The 13,316-nt window shown below is 73.1% G+C and carries 10 protein-coding genes; 3 read left to right on the forward strand and 7 right to left on the reverse strand.

The window, feature by feature from the left end; genetic code table 11:
- Window positions 1-33: 33 nt before the first annotated feature.
- Window positions 34-858, reverse strand: coding sequence for a DUF5926 family protein (locus KKR89_RS16045; protein WP_208196320.1), 825 nt, complete (start codon window positions 856-858; stop codon window positions 34-36).
- A gap of 77 nt (window positions 859-935) precedes the next feature.
- On the opposite strand from KKR89_RS16045, the gene pgm reads away from it, so the two are divergent.
- Window positions 936-2,621 (forward strand): phosphoglucomutase (alpha-D-glucose-1,6-bisphosphate-dependent), encoded by a 1,686-nt coding sequence (gene pgm / locus KKR89_RS16050; RefSeq protein WP_208196321.1) that lies wholly within the window; start codon window positions 936-938, stop codon window positions 2,619-2,621.
- 144 nt (window positions 2,622-2,765) lie between these two features.
- Here pgm and KKR89_RS16055 read toward each other — a convergent pair whose 3' ends face one another.
- The 3 genes from KKR89_RS16055 to KKR89_RS16065 are packed head-to-tail and all read right to left on the reverse strand — an operon-like array spanning window position 2,766 to window position 7,314.
- Window positions 2,766-4,148 carry a UDP-glucose dehydrogenase family protein gene (locus tag KKR89_RS16055; protein ID WP_243882650.1) on the reverse strand — a complete coding sequence of 461 codons (1,383 nt, stop codon included), beginning with the start codon at window positions 4,146-4,148 and terminating at the stop codon, window positions 2,766-2,768.
- Between the two features lie 27 nt (window positions 4,149-4,175).
- Window positions 4,176-5,765: a glycoside hydrolase family 26 protein gene (locus tag KKR89_RS16060; RefSeq protein WP_208196322.1), complete on the reverse strand. Its 1,590-nt coding sequence runs from the start codon at window positions 5,763-5,765 to the stop codon at window positions 4,176-4,178.
- Entirely contained in the window at window positions 5,758-7,314 is a 1,557-nt protein-coding gene (locus KKR89_RS16065; protein WP_208196323.1) for a glycosyltransferase family 2 protein, read from the reverse strand. Before KKR89_RS16065 ends, KKR89_RS16060 begins: the two co-directional genes overlap by 8 nt.
- Before the next feature lie 601 nt (window positions 7,315-7,915).
- Here KKR89_RS16065 and KKR89_RS16070 point away from each other — a divergent pair.
- A complete protein-coding gene (locus KKR89_RS16070; RefSeq protein ID WP_208196324.1) occupies window positions 7,916-9,274 on the forward strand; it encodes an MFS transporter in 1,359 nt (452 codons plus the stop codon).
- A 114-nt stretch (window positions 9,275-9,388) separates the two neighbouring features.
- On the opposite strand, the gene KKR89_RS16075 is transcribed toward KKR89_RS16070, so the two are convergent.
- The 3 genes from KKR89_RS16075 to KKR89_RS16085 all read right to left on the reverse strand — a co-directional run bounded on the left by KKR89_RS16075 (window position 9,389) and on the right by KKR89_RS16085 (window position 11,650).
- The gene (locus KKR89_RS16075; RefSeq protein WP_208196325.1) at window positions 9,389-10,672 is read right to left on the reverse strand and encodes an MFS transporter; all 1,284 of its coding nucleotides are present in this window, start codon (window positions 10,670-10,672) and stop codon (window positions 9,389-9,391) included.
- Between the two features lie 39 nt (window positions 10,673-10,711).
- On the reverse strand, window positions 10,712-11,212 hold the full coding sequence (locus KKR89_RS16080) for a gluconokinase (protein ID WP_251140927.1): 501 nt from the start codon (window positions 11,210-11,212) through the stop codon (window positions 10,712-10,714).
- Between the two features lie 96 nt (window positions 11,213-11,308).
- Complete coding sequence (locus KKR89_RS16085; RefSeq protein ID WP_208196326.1) at window positions 11,309-11,650, reverse strand: YtxH domain-containing protein; 342 nt, start codon at window positions 11,648-11,650, stop codon at window positions 11,309-11,311.
- A 259-nt stretch (window positions 11,651-11,909) separates the two neighbouring features.
- On the opposite strand from KKR89_RS16085, the gene KKR89_RS16090 reads away from it, so the two are divergent.
- The gene (locus tag KKR89_RS16090; RefSeq protein ID WP_208196327.1) at window positions 11,910-13,301 is read left to right on the forward strand and encodes an APC family permease; all 1,392 of its coding nucleotides are present in this window, start codon (window positions 11,910-11,912) and stop codon (window positions 13,299-13,301) included.
- Window positions 13,302-13,316 lie beyond the last annotated feature (15 nt).

Consider the following 13,316-nt stretch of genomic DNA (forward strand, 5'->3'; position numbering starts at 1 on the left):
TCACGAGCGCCGGACGGCGCGCAGGCCGCCCCGTCAGCGCAGCGTGACCTGCCGCGCCACGAGGCCGGCGCGGGCCCGGCGGGCGTTCGCGTCGAGCGGCGTGTCGTCGGCCATCGCAGCCTCGAGGCGCGGCACGAAGGCGGCCAGGGGCTTCTCGACGTCGTCGGCCTCCGAGCCGCGCGCCAGCTCCCACACGGGCACGACGATGCCGGCGGCACGGAAGTAGCCGATGAACTTGGCGTCGTCGAAGCCGGACTCCCGGCGCGCGTGCAGCCGCGACAGGCCGTCGAGGACGACCTGCTCGTCCGCGGGCTGGGCCCAGCGCAGGTACTCGCGGGCGCCCATGCGGCACCAGTACGCGGACTCGGCGGCGGCCAGGCGGCGCGTGTCGATGATGCCGGCGTCGGCCTCCTCGAGCGCGGCCTGCAGGTCGGGGGTGACGTCGGTGCTCGGGTCGAGCCAGTAGGCGAAGCTCTCCTGCACCGTCACCTCGAACGGCACCGACAGGTCCAGGACGTCCTGCAGCCGGGGGCCCGGCGTGGGCAGGCCGATGGTCTCGATCGCGGTGCCGGGCTCGGCGTCCAGCGCCAGCAGCAGCGCGGTCGCGACGTCGCGGCTCGCGTCACCCGAGCTGGTGCCGGTCTGCAGCGCGACGAGCACGACGCCGTCCGTGCGGTGCAGGGCCGCCCAGCTGTTCGGCAGCACGGTGGTGACGACGACGTCACGTGCACCGTGCTCGGCGGTGGTGCGGGCGGTCGCGGTCGCCGCGGGCACGAGCTCGCGCAGCGCGACCCAGTCGGGCTCACCGGGGAGCCCCTCGAACGGGCGCAGCACGAAGTCGGGCGTGTTCTTGGCCATGCGTGCACCTTACCGACCCGCGAGACGTCCGGCCGAGCACGTGCGCCGCGGGGGTCGACTGCGGGAGGATCACCCGTATGGATCCGCGCGCCGGCACCCCCGCCCAGCCTTCCGACCTCGTCGACCTCGATGCCCTGCTCTCCGCCTACCACGACCGTCAGCCCGACCTCGACGACCCGGCGCAGCGGGTCGTGTTCGGCACGTCCGGCCACCGCGGCTCCTCGCTCGACGGCGCGTTCAACGAGGCGCACATCGTGGCGATCACCGCGGCCATCGTCGAGTACCGCCGCTCGCAGGGCACCGACGGCCCCCTGTTCATCGGCCGCGACACGCACGCGCTGTCCGAGCCGGCGTTCACGACGGCCCTCGAGGTGCTGGCCGCCGCGGGTGTCGAGGTGCACGTCGACGCGCGCGACTCGTGGACCCCGACGCCGGCGGTGTCGCTCGCGATCCTCACGCACAACGGTGCGGCGACGGGCGCGGGCGTGCGGACGCAGGGCCCGGGCCTGGCCGACGGCATCGTCGTGACCCCGTCGCACAACCCGCCGCGCGACGGCGGCTTCAAGTACAACCCGCCGCACGGCGGCCCCGCCGGGTCGGAGGCGACGGGCTGGATCGCGGACCGCGCCAACGAGATCCTCCGGACCGGCTGGCGCGACGTGCAGCGCGTCGGCATCCAGCAGGCGCTCGCGGCGGACACCACCCGCAAGCACGACTACCTGACGTCGTACGTCGACGACCTCGCGAACGTCGTGGACCTCGACGCGATCCGCGCCGCGGGCGTGCGCATCGGCGCCGACCCGCTGGGCGGCGCGTCGGTCGAGTACTGGGGCGCGATCGGCGAGCGCTACGGGCTCGACCTGACGGTCGTGAACCCGCACGTCGACCCGCGGTGGGCGTTCATGACGCTCGACTGGGACGGCAAGATCCGCATGGACTGCTCGTCGCCCTACGCGATGGCGTCGCTGCTGGAGCGGATGCAGCCCGGCGCCGACGGTCGCGCACCGTTCGACATCGCGACGGGCAACGACGCCGACGCGGACCGCCACGGCATCGTCACGCCCGACGCGGGCCTCATGAACCCCAACCACTACCTCGCGGTCGCGATCGCCTACCTGTACGGCGGTGCGCGCCCGGGCTGGCCCGCGGGGACCGCGATCGGCAAGACCCTGGTGTCGTCGTCGCTCATCGACCGGGTCGCCGCGTCGCTGGACCGCCGTCTGCTCGAGGTGCCCGTGGGCTTCAAGTGGTTCGTGCCCGGGCTCATCGACGGCTCGGTCGGGTTCGGCGGCGAGGAGTCCGCCGGGGCGTCCTTCCTGCGCACCGACGGCACGGTGTGGACGACCGACAAGGACGGCCTGCTGCCGGCGCTGCTCGCCTCGGAGATCCTGGCCACCACGGGGAAGTCGCCGTCGCAGCACCACGCCGAGCTCGTCGACCGGTTCGGCGAGTCCTTCTACGCGCGCGTCGACGCCGCGGCCACGCGCGAGCAGAAGGCGACGCTCGCGGCCCTGTCCCCCGAGCAGGTCACCGCGACCGAGCTGGCCGGTGAGCCGATCACGGCCAGGCTCACGAAGGCGCCCGGCAACGACGCGTCGATCGGCGGGCTGAAGGTCACCACCGAGAACGCGTGGTTTGCGGCGCGTCCGTCCGGCACCGAGGACGTCTACAAGATCTACGCCGAGTCGTTCGTCTCCCCCGAGCACCTCACGCAGGTGCAGGAGGCGGCCAAGGAGGTCGTCGCCCAGGCCCTGCAGGCCTGACCCCTGGTGGTCCCCTGGTGGCCGTGAGAGCGCCATCCGGTCTGTGTCTCGGGCTGGATCGCACTCTCACGACCCCGGGGGACGGCGGAGCCGGACCGGCCTCCTCACGGGGGTGAGGGACCGGCCCGGCTCGGTCGGGCCGGGTCAGGCCGTCAGGCGGCCCAGTCCCGTGAACTCCCAGCCGGCCGCACGCCACTGGTCGGCCGAGAGCTTGCCGCGCGCGTCGATGACCCGCGGGGTGCTGGTCAGGCCTGCGAGGCGCTGCGGGTCGACGTCGACGAACTGCTTCCACTCGGTGAGCACGAGCAGCACGTCGGACCCCTCCACGGCCTCGTCGACGCTCGTGCCGTAGCCCAGCGTCGGGAAGGCGCGGCGCGCGGTGTCGCCCGCCTCGGGGTCGTAGACCGTGACCTGCGCACCGCGCAGGTGCAGGGCCGCCGCCACGTTGAGCGCCGGCGAGTCGCGCACGTCGTCCGTCAGCGGCTTGAACGCCGCCCCCAGGACGCCGATGCGCTTGTTGAGCACCGACCCGCCGCAGGCCTCGAGTGCCATGTCGATGACGCGCTCGCGCTGGCCCATGTTGATCTCGTCGACCTGCTGCAGCAGCGCGGCCGCGCGGTTGGCGCCGAGCTCCTTGGACCGGTGCATGAGTGCACGGATGTCCTTGGGCAGGCAGCCGCCGCCGAAGCCGAGGCCGGCGTCGAGGAACTGGCGGCCGATGCGCACGTCGTGGCCCAGCGCGTCGGCCAGGACCGTGACGTCGGCGCCGGCGGCCTCGCAGACACCCGCGATCGCGTTGATGAACGAGATCTTGGTGGCGAGGAACGCGTTGGCGCTGACCTTGACGAGCTCGGCGGTCGGCAGGTCCGTCACGACGACGGGTGAGCCCTCGGCGATCGGCGCGGCGTAGACGGCACGCATGATCGCCTCGGACCGCTCCGAGACGCCGCCGAGCACGATGCGGTCGGGGTGGAGGGTGTCGCCGACGGCCTTGCCCTCGCGCAGGAACTCGGGGTTCCACAGCAGCTCGGCGTCGATCCCGGCCGGGACCGACGCGGCGACCAGCTCACGCAGCCGCGCGGCCGTGCCGACGGGGACGGTCGACTTGCCGACGATGACGGCGTCCTTGGTGAGGTGCTGCGCGATGACGCGCGTCGCGTCCTCGACGTACGCGAGGTTCGCGGCGTGCGACGTGCGCTGCTGCGGGGTGCCGACGCACACGAAGTGCACGTCGGCGCCGGCGACCGCGGACGCGGCGTCGGTCGTGAACCGCAGGCGGCCGGTGGCCAGGGTCTTCTCCAGCAGCTCGGGCAGCCCGGGCTCGAAGAACGGGACCTTGCCGGCGGCGAGGGCGTCGACCTTCGCCTGGTCGACGTCCACGCCGACCACGTCGAAGCCGAGCTCGGCCATCGCGACGGCGTGCGTCGCGCCGAGGTAGCCGGTGCCGAAGACCGTGATCCTGAGGTTCGCCGGGGCGGTCGTGGCCGCCCCGGCCGGACGGGGGGTGGTGCTGCGCTGGGTGCTCATGGGTCCTTCTTCTTCACGTCGGAGGTGTCAGGAGCCGGGGAGGAAGCCGGCGGAGGGGTCGCGGATGCCGTCGAGGAACGCCTGCTGGGAGTCCTCGCGCGAGGTGATGCGCCAGTCGTTGGTGACCAGCTGGCCCTCGCTGACCGTCGTGACGGTGTGGTGGAACCAGGCGAACCCGATGACGTCGGCGTTGCGCGGCTGCGCGAGGGCGTCGAACAGGTCGGTCACCCAGGCGGCCTTGTTGCCACCGGACTCCGACGCCCCGATCTCCGTCAGGAGGACCGGCTTGTCGGTGATGGCCCGCAGCTGGTCGAGCGAGCGGTCGAACGTCCACGAGAACGTGGGCGTCTGGTCCGCGTCGTACGGCGGGCGGTAGTAGCCGGACAGGCCGACCCAGTCCACGTACTCGTTGCCGGGGTACAGGCTCCGCGTGTACTCGAGCGGCTGGTTGAGCTTGGGCAGGCGGTTGACGATGTTGGGCGACCACACCCAGATCGCGTACTCGTTGGCGCCCTCGGCCTCGAAGATGTCGTGGACGTGCCGCCACACCTTGACGAAGTCGCCCCGGTTGTTGCCGTTGACCTGCGCGCCGTTGACGCCCAGCTCGGACCACGGGTACCAGGACCCGTTCATCTCGTGGTTCAGCCGGATCGCGACGGGCAGGCCCAGGGCCGTGACGTCCCGTGCGTACTGACGCAGGTAGTCGTCGAACGCGCCGTCGAGGATGCGGGGCAGCGAGTACTCCGGTGCCTCGGACTCGCCGTTGCTCGCCTCCATGGGCCGCGACTCCCACGTCACCATGGGCAGCGCGCCCTTGGTCCACGAGCGCGTGACCGCGTCGGCCCGGAACGGCGTGTCCCAGCCCTGGAAGTACCCAGCGAGGTCCGGCTGCACGCCGACCGTCGACGCGACCTGGTCGTGCTCCGACCAGGAGAACGGGGACTGCGCCGTGTACAGACCGAAGTACCGGTCCGTCGGGTGCACGATCGCGTCCCGGGTGGGCGTGCTCGGCCTGACCGGCTTGGCGGCCTCCGCACGGGCGGCGGCGGCCTGCCGGGCGAAGTCGACCTGCGACTGCGCGACCGCCGCGCGGATGGCGGCACCCTGCGCGTCACCGCGCGCCGCGGCGAGCTGACGCTCGAGCACGGCCTTCTGCTGCGAGCGGGCGTGGGCCGCGGCCTTCTCGGCCGCAGCCTTGGCCTTGCCGTTCGCGGCAGCAGCGGCCTTCTCGGCGGCGGCCTTGGCCTTGCCCCCGTCCTGCGCCGCGGCCTTGTCGGCGGCGGCCTTCTCCTGCGCCGCGGCCTTCTCGGCGGCGGACTTGGCCCGGCCGGACTCCGCACCGGCGGCGCGCTCGGCGGCCGCCTTGTCCTGCGAGGCCAGCAGGTCGGCGATCTCGTCGTCGCGGTCGGCGAGGACCGCCGCGAGATCGGCGTTCTCCTGCGTGAGCTGCCTCTCGGCCTCCGTCATGAGGGGGCCCGGCATGGCGCCCGAGGGCGAGAGCCAGACGACGCCGGTGACGGCACCGAGCGTGACGGCGAGCACGACGGCCGAGAGCTTGCCGACGAGTCCGAGGTGGCCGTCGAGCGTCCACCAGTGCTTTCCGGTGCGCTCAGACATAGGCCACCGCCATGAGGGCGAACATGAGGATCCCGATCAGGTAGGGGACGAGTGCGAGGGGGTTGCCACGGCGCCGGGCGGCGGGTGCGGCCTGCGCCTGGGCGCGGAGGCGGGTCTCGGCGCGCAGCGCGACACGGCCGCCGGCCGCGGCCTGGGCGTCGGGGCGCAGGACCGACACGCGCGGGACGGCGTGCCCGGCCTGCGTGGGCACGGTCGGCCGGTCGACGACGTCGACGGGAGCGGTGTGCGGCGTCGTGTCCTCGAGCTGTGCCATGAGGTCGCCGTCGGACGCGTCCTGCTGGCCCGCGACGTAGGCCCCGGCACGGGTGCCCCAGCCGGCGACGTGCGCCATGCGGAAGAACCCGATGATCCGGATCGGCATGAGGAAGAGCGTCGAGGTGATGATGAAGACGGGCAGCCGCAGGAAGTCCGAGGGCTTCTCCTGCAGGTGGCGGATCTGGCGGATCGCCATGGACAGCACCGACGAGACGATCATCAGGCTGACGACCCAGGCCAGGCCCTGCACGCCGGTCGTCGTCTCGAGGATCGCCTGGTACAGGTTGATGCCCGTGCCCGAGACCGCGCGGTAGACCCAGCCGGCGACGGTCCCGAAGAGCAGGAACGGCAGGATGATGTCGACGAGGAAGAAGATCGACAGGACGGGCGCGTGGCCGAGCATCCAGGGCAGCATGCGCAGGGTGTTGTACTGGCTGCCCCGCGACCAGCGCAGCTGCTGCTTGTAGAGCTTCTTGATCTCGAGCGGGGCGTCCGTGTAGACGAGGCTCGTGTGCTGGTAGACCGTGCGGTAGCCGGCCTTGAGCGTGAGGTTCGTCAGGGTGCGGTCGTCGGAGACCTCGAGGAAGACGCCGAGGAACTTCTCGGTCATGAACTTGTCCATGACCGACATGAGGATGTGCCGGCGGAACGCGATGGTGCGTCCCGGCAGGCAGCCGACCTGACCCAGCACGGACTGCGCGGGCATCGAGTACAGCGCACGCGTGTTCTCGAGCCAGTCGGCCCAGCGGGTGATCCAGGAGCGATTCGGCTCGAGGATGCGCTGGCGCGTCGTGACGCCGCCGACCGACGGGTCCGCGAACGGCTTGACGAGCTCGTCGAGCGCGCCGTCGGTCCACACGGTGTCGGAGTCGACGAGCACGGTGATGTCGCCGTGCGACATCACGGTGCCGATCTTCACGGCGTTGCGCTTGCCGGGGATCGGCGTGTGCACGCGCTGGACGACGGGTGCGAACTCGTCGCACACGCCCTCGAGCCCGGGGTTGGGTGCGCCGTTGATGACGACGATGACCTCGTCGGGCTGCTGCTCGACGATGCGCCGCAGGACGTCGCGGAAGAGGTCGAGCGGCTCGTCGACGACGGGGACGACGACGCTCGTGCTGATCGCGTACGGGGCGGTGACGGGACGGTAGCGCCGCGAGAGCACGACCTTGAGGATCCAGAGAGCCCAGACGATGGTCGAGAAGACGGCGAAGAGATAGATCTCGTTCTGGCCCTCGAACATGTGCCGCAGCTGCAGGATGAAGATGAACATGGGTCTCCTGTGCAGACCTGACGTGGGACGGGCTGCCCGACGTCGTCGGCGATGCAGCAGGGAGGGACCGGGCAGGCCCGGGAGCAGCCCGAGGGCTGGTGTGTCCGAGGGGAGCGGTGGCGCCGGGGCGGGTGCGACCCGTCGTCCGTCGTGCGCCGGTGCTGAGCGCCACTGGCGTGCGGCGCGTCGTCGGTGGTTCCACTCTGGGGCCCACCAGGGCGAAAGAGAAGTAAGACGGATGTTCAGGATTGAAACGACTCATCGGACAATTGTCCAGGTCCGACGGGCCCGCTCAGCGAACTCCCAGGTCACGTGCGAGATCGGCTGGCGCCGGTAAGTTCGCAGGTCAGCGCGCGATGTGAGGCACGTCACACCGGCGCGATCCCGCTCGACGCACCCCTCCTGTCGGCATTTTGTCGCGTCTCCGGCACCTCGTCCCGACAACGCCCGGACGTCCTGAGTGAACCGATTCACACCACGGTGCCCCGATCGCGCACCGGGTGGCCCCGTCGGCCGCCCGGACCCACCCGGCACCGCGGCCACCGCCGCAGCGCACGCACCCCCGGCGCCCGTCGTGGGCGCCGGATGCGACAGTGGAGGCATGCTCCAGCCCTACCGGGACGTCCTGGCACGCCCTGGCGCACTCGCGTTCTCCGGCACCGCCGTCGTCGCCCGGCTCCCCATGTCGATGGTCGGCATCGGGATCGTCCTCATGGTCTCGGCCCTGTACGGCTCCTACGGGCTCGCGGGACGCGTGTCCGCGGCCGTCGTGATCGCCCAGGCCGGCGGCGCACCGCTGCTCGCCCGGCTCGTCGACCGGCACGGCCAGGCCCGCGTCATGCGGCCCGCGATCATCGTGTCCGCCACGAGCCTGGTCGCGCTCGTCGTCGCCGCCTCGCTGCGCGCCCCCACCGTCTGGCTCTACGTCACCGCGCTGCTCGTCGGCGCGACCATCGGCTCGTTCGGGTCCCTCGTGCGCGCGCGGTGGAACCACTCCCTGGGCGACGACCCGCGCCGCGTCCACACCGCGTACTCGCTGGAGTCGGTGCTCGACGAGCTGGTGTTCGTCATCGGACCCGTCGCGGCGACCGTCCTGGCCACGAGCGTGTCCCCGACCGCCGCCCTCATCGTCCCGGTCGTCGCCATGGTGGTCGGCGGCCTGGCGTTCCTGAGCCTGCGCGACACCGAGCCGCCCGTCGCGCCCGCGCACGAGCCGCGGCCGCGCGGCAGCGTGCTGCGCCGCCCCGGGATGGTCGTCATCGTCCTGGTCTTCGTCGCCATCGGCTCGATCTTCGGCGCGACCGACGTCGCGACCGTCGCCTTCGCCGACGAGTCCGGCCGCAAGGAGCTCGCGGGCGTCATCCTGGCGGTCTTCGCGCTCGGCTCCCTGATCTCGGGTCTGCTCTACGGCGCCCGGCACTGGGTCTCGCCGCTGCACCGCCGGTTCGCGATCGGCGTGGTGGCCCTCGCGATCGGCGTCTGCGTCTTCTTCCTGGCGCAGACCCTCTGGGTGCTCGCTGCCGCGATGTTCGTGGTCGGGTTCTCGATCGCGCCGTCGATCATCAACGGCAACGCGCTCGTCGCCGAGCTCGTCCCCCCGGGCCGGCTCACCGAGGGCCTGACGTGGGTGGGCACCGGCCTGAGCATCGGGGTGTCCGTCGGGGCGTCGGTGGCGGGCAGCCGCATCGACGCGGCCGGGTCGCACGCGGGTTTCCTCGTCGTCGTCGTGTCCGGCGCGGCCGCGCTCGTCGCGACGCTCGCTGCCCTGCCCTCGCTGCGCCGCCACACCGCGCGACGCGCCGACCGGGCGGCCGCGCTCGCGGACGCCGCGCAGGCCGCGGACCGCGACGCCCGCGCGAGCGAGGACGAGCCGCCCAGCGCGACGGCGGGGGCGACGGTCGCGGCGTGCGAGCTCGCGCGCGACCGCACGGCCGAGCACCGCGACGAGCACGACCACTGACCCTGCGGGGTGCGACCCCGTCGCACGCCGCCCACGCTGAGGTGAACCCCACCTCTCACCGGAGGTCACCGTGGCCAGACGCACCGGCGGCGACCCGCTGCGCCGGCGGGCCTCTCAGGGCGTCGGGTGCCGCGCGTCGTAGTGCCAGAACGTGCGCTGCGCGCGGACGAGCACCCACAGCAGCACGACGCACGCGACCCCGCCGATCACCGCCGCCCCGGCCTCACCCACGCGCGTGGACAGCGCACCGAGCACCAGCTCACCCAGGCGCGGGCCGCCTGCCACGACGACGACGAACACGCCCTGCAGGCGGCCGCGCATGTGGTCCGGGGTCGCGGTCTGCAGGATGGTCTGGCGGAACACCGACGACACCGCGTCCGACGCGCCCGCGAGCGCGAGCGTCACGACCGCGAGGGCCAGCGCGAGGGGCAGCACGCCGTCCGGCGTCGTGCGGCCGGCGGTGACCAGGACGAGGCCGAACGCGACGATCGAGAGCCCCCACGCCGTGATCGCACCCGCGATGACGCGGCCCTGCCAGCGCACGCGCGCCAGGCCGCCGGAGAACAGGCCGGCGAGGATGCCACCGGCGGCGATCGCCGCGGTCAGCACGCCCGTCGTCGTCTCGCCGCCGCCGAGGTAGAGGACCCCCACGGCCGGGAACAGCACGCGCGGCATCGCGGTCACCATCGCGACGATGTCGACGAGGAACGTCATCCGCACGTTGGGCTGCGTGCCGAGGTAGCGCAGGCCGTCGACCACCGAGCCCAGGCCCAGGCGCTGCCGGCGGTCGTCGGACGGCTCGGGCGGCACGGGCGGCAGGCGCAGCAGGGCCGTGAGCGCGAACGTGAACAGCACCGCGTCCACCGCGTACGCCCACACGTAGCCGATGCCGGCGACCAGCGCCGCACCCGCGAGCGGGCCGAGCGTCAGCGCGACGTTCCAGCCCATGGTCTGCAGCGCGTTGGCCGCGGGCATCAGCCGCGGCTCGAGCAGGCGCGGGATGATCGCCGAGCGGGCGGGCGAGTTCACCGCACCGGCAGCCGACTGCACCGCCACCAGCGCGTACAGGACACCGACGTGCTCGTTGCCGACCGCGGCCTGCCCGACCAGCGCGAGGACGGCGACCCACGACACGACGGACGCGACGACGGCGACCGTGCGGCGGTCGTAGTGGTCGACGAGCGCACCGCCGTACAGCCCGAACACCACCAGCGGCACGAGCGCGCACATCCCCAGCACGCCGACGGCCAGCGTCGACGCCGTCAGCGCGTACACCTGCAGGCCGACCGCGACGACCGTGAGCTGCGAGCCGAGGTTCGCGACCGACAGGCCCAGCCACAGCCCCCGGAAGGCCGGGCTGACGCGCACAGGGGTCAGGTCGACGAGCAGCGAACGCACCGCAGCACCCTACGTTGCTCGGGGCAACGGACCGGGCCGTCAGGCCAGGGCCGTCAGCGCGTCCTTGACGACGACGTCCGGGCCGCCCGTCACCGGGACCGTGACGCCGTCCTCGTCCGCGCCCAGCGGCTCGAGCGTCGCGAGCTGGGACTCCAGCAGGCTCGGGGGCATCCAGTGCCCGCTGCGGTGCACGACGCGCTCGCGCAGGTCCTCGGGTGGGACGTCGAGGAGCAGGAAGCGCACGCGCCCCTGCGCCTCGCGCAGGACGTCGCGGTACTGCCGGCGCAGCGCCGAGCACGCGACCACGGTCGACCTGCCCTCGCCGGCGTGCACGCTCATCGTGTCGCGAACCGCCCGCAGCCAGGGACGCCGGTCGTCGTCGTCGAGCGGCGTCCCGGCGCTCATCTTGGCGACGTTCACCTCGGGGTGCAGCGCGTCACCCTCGAGGAACGGCCGCCCGAGCCGCTCGGCGACCGCCTGTCCGACGGTCGACTTGCCGGTACCGGACACTCCCATGACCACCAGGTGCTCGACGTCCACGCGCCCACCCTGCCATCCGTGGGGCCACCGCACCGCCCACCGGAGCCCCGTTCCCCGCAGGTCACCCTGCCGGGAACGGGGGTTCCGGTCGGGTGGTCAGACGCGCGGGGCGTCGGGGTTCGCGTCGTCGGCGTCGACGAGCGGGCCGTCCGCGGGCTCCCACGTCGACGTCTCGGACGACGCGTCGTCGTCCGACGAGCCGGACGAGCCGAACTTGCTCTTCGCGGTCGAGACCGCCTTCTCCTTCAGGGCGCCGCCCTGCGTCTTCGCGAACTCGGTCGCGGCCTGCTCCGCGTTGTGCACGTAGCCCTGCAGGCGCGGGTCCTGCCAGGTGTCCGACGCCCAGGTCTTGATCTTCTCGAACTGCTGACGGCCGGCACGGGTGCCCAGCAGGTAGCCGACCCCGGTGCCGACGACGAACGCGAGCTTGCCCTTCATGGGTGTCCTCCTTCGCCCCGGCCGCACGGGCCGGGGGGTGCGTGTGGTCGTACGAGGGCGGCGACCGGCCGGTGGGGTCCTCGGACGAGCGACCCCACCGGGCCACGTCGCCGGAGCCACCGAGCGTAGGGCCGCGACGGCCCGCCCGCGCGGTGAACCGCGCGGTCACCGCGCCGACGGCCTCGACGCGCGGCAGCGGCGCGGCGGCGCGAGACTGGCGGGCAGACCGGCCGCCCGGCCGGCTGTCCCGGAGGCTGCCATGGTCGCCACCTCGCCCGCCAGCACGCCGGCCCTCAAGCGCTCGGTCGGCCGCCGGATGCTGCTGGTCTTCGTCATCGGCGACATCCTCGGCGCCGGCATCTACGCGCTCACCGGCAAGGTCGCGGGGCAGGTCGGCGGAGCGATCTGGATCCCCTTCCTGCTCGCGTTCGGGCTCGCGGCGCTGACGGCCACCGCGTACGCCGAGCTCGTCGGCCGCTACCCCCGGGCCGCGGGTGCCGCGGTGTACGCGCAGCGGGCGTTCGGGCGGCCGTTCGTGACGTTCCTCGTGGCGTTCGCCGTGCTCATGAGCGGCATCACGAGCGCGAGCGCGGCGGCGCGGGCGTTCGGCGGGGACTACCTGGCCGAGCTCGTCACCGTCCCCACGCTCGTCGCCGCCTGGGCATTCGTCCTGGTCGTCGCGGTGGTCAACGCCGTCGGCGTCTCGGAGTCCGTGCGCGTGAACCTCGTCCTCACCGCCATCGAGGTCACGGGACTCGTCGTGATCCTCGTCATCGGGGCGCGCGCGTTCCTGGCCGGCGAGGGAGACCCGGGCCGGGCCATGACGCTCAGCAGCGACGGACCGGTGTGGATGGCCGTGCTCGGCGGCACCGCCCTCGCGTTCTACGCGCTGCTCGGGTTCGAGGACTCCGTCAACCTGGCCGAGGAGTGCCGGCACCCCCGCAACGACTTCCCGCGCGCGCTGTTCGGCGGCATCGCGGTCGCCGGCCTGATCTACCTCGCGGTCGCGTTCACGACGTCGATGCTGGTCGACACCGCGACGCTCGCCGAGTCCACCGGGCCGCTGCTGGAGGTGGTCCGGGTCGCGGGCCTGGTGTTCCCGCCGTGGCTGTTCGCGCTCATCGCCCTCGTCGCGGTGTCGAACACCGCCCTCATCAACATGATCATGGCGTCCCGCGTGGTCTACGGCATGTCGCGCGAGGGCATCGTGCCGTCCTGGCTGGGCCGCGTGGACCGCCGCCGCCGGACGCCCTGGGTCGCCATCGCCTTCACGACCGTCATCGCGCTCACCCTGGTCAGCACCGGTGACCTGTCGGGGCTCGCGGACACCACCGTGCTGCTCCTGCTCCTCGTCTTCGCCGTGGTCAACGTCTCGGTGCTCGTGCTGCGGCGACGCCCGGAGGACCGCGACGCCCGGATCGAGGGCGACGGCCCGCGCGGCTTCCGGGCACCCACGTGGGCCCCCGTCGCGGGTGCGGTCGTGTCGCTGGTCCTGGCGTCGCCGCTCACAGGACGGTCGGGCGACGTGTACGCGCGTGCCGGTCTGCTGCTCGGCATCGGCGTCGTGCTGTACGTGGTCAACCGGCTGTTCGTCGGGCCCGCCCGGCAGGCGGACGCGATCGACGCCTCCGCCCCGACCGACTCACCCTGACCTGGGCCCCTGCTG

The sequence above is a fragment of the Cellulomonas dongxiuzhuiae genome (assembly GCF_018623035.1).
Lineage (GTDB): Bacteria > Actinomycetota > Actinomycetes > Actinomycetales > Cellulomonadaceae > Cellulomonas > Cellulomonas dongxiuzhuiae.

Coding starts and splice junctions, on each gene's coding strand:
- KKR89_RS16085 (WP_208196326.1), bottom strand. CDS start 11,650: ATGAAGGGCAAGCTCGCGTTCGTCGTCGGCACCGGGGTCGGCTACCTG.
- pgm (WP_208196321.1), top strand. CDS start 936: ATGGATCCGCGCGCCGGCACCCCCGCCCAGCCTTCCGACCTCGTCGAC.
- KKR89_RS16045 (WP_208196320.1), bottom strand. CDS start 858: ATGGCCAAGAACACGCCCGACTTCGTGCTGCGCCCGTTCGAGGGGCTC.
- KKR89_RS16055 (WP_243882650.1), bottom strand. CDS start 4,148: ATGAGCACCCAGCGCAGCACCACCCCCCGTCCGGCCGGGGCGGCCACG.
- KKR89_RS16090 (WP_208196327.1), top strand. CDS start 11,910: ATGGTCGCCACCTCGCCCGCCAGCACGCCGGCCCTCAAGCGCTCGGTC.
- KKR89_RS16060 (WP_208196322.1), bottom strand. CDS start 5,765: ATGTCTGAGCGCACCGGAAAGCACTGGTGGACGCTCGACGGCCACCTC.
- KKR89_RS16070 (WP_208196324.1), top strand. CDS start 7,916: ATGCTCCAGCCCTACCGGGACGTCCTGGCACGCCCTGGCGCACTCGCG.
- KKR89_RS16065 (WP_208196323.1), bottom strand. CDS start 7,314: ATGTTCATCTTCATCCTGCAGCTGCGGCACATGTTCGAGGGCCAGAAC.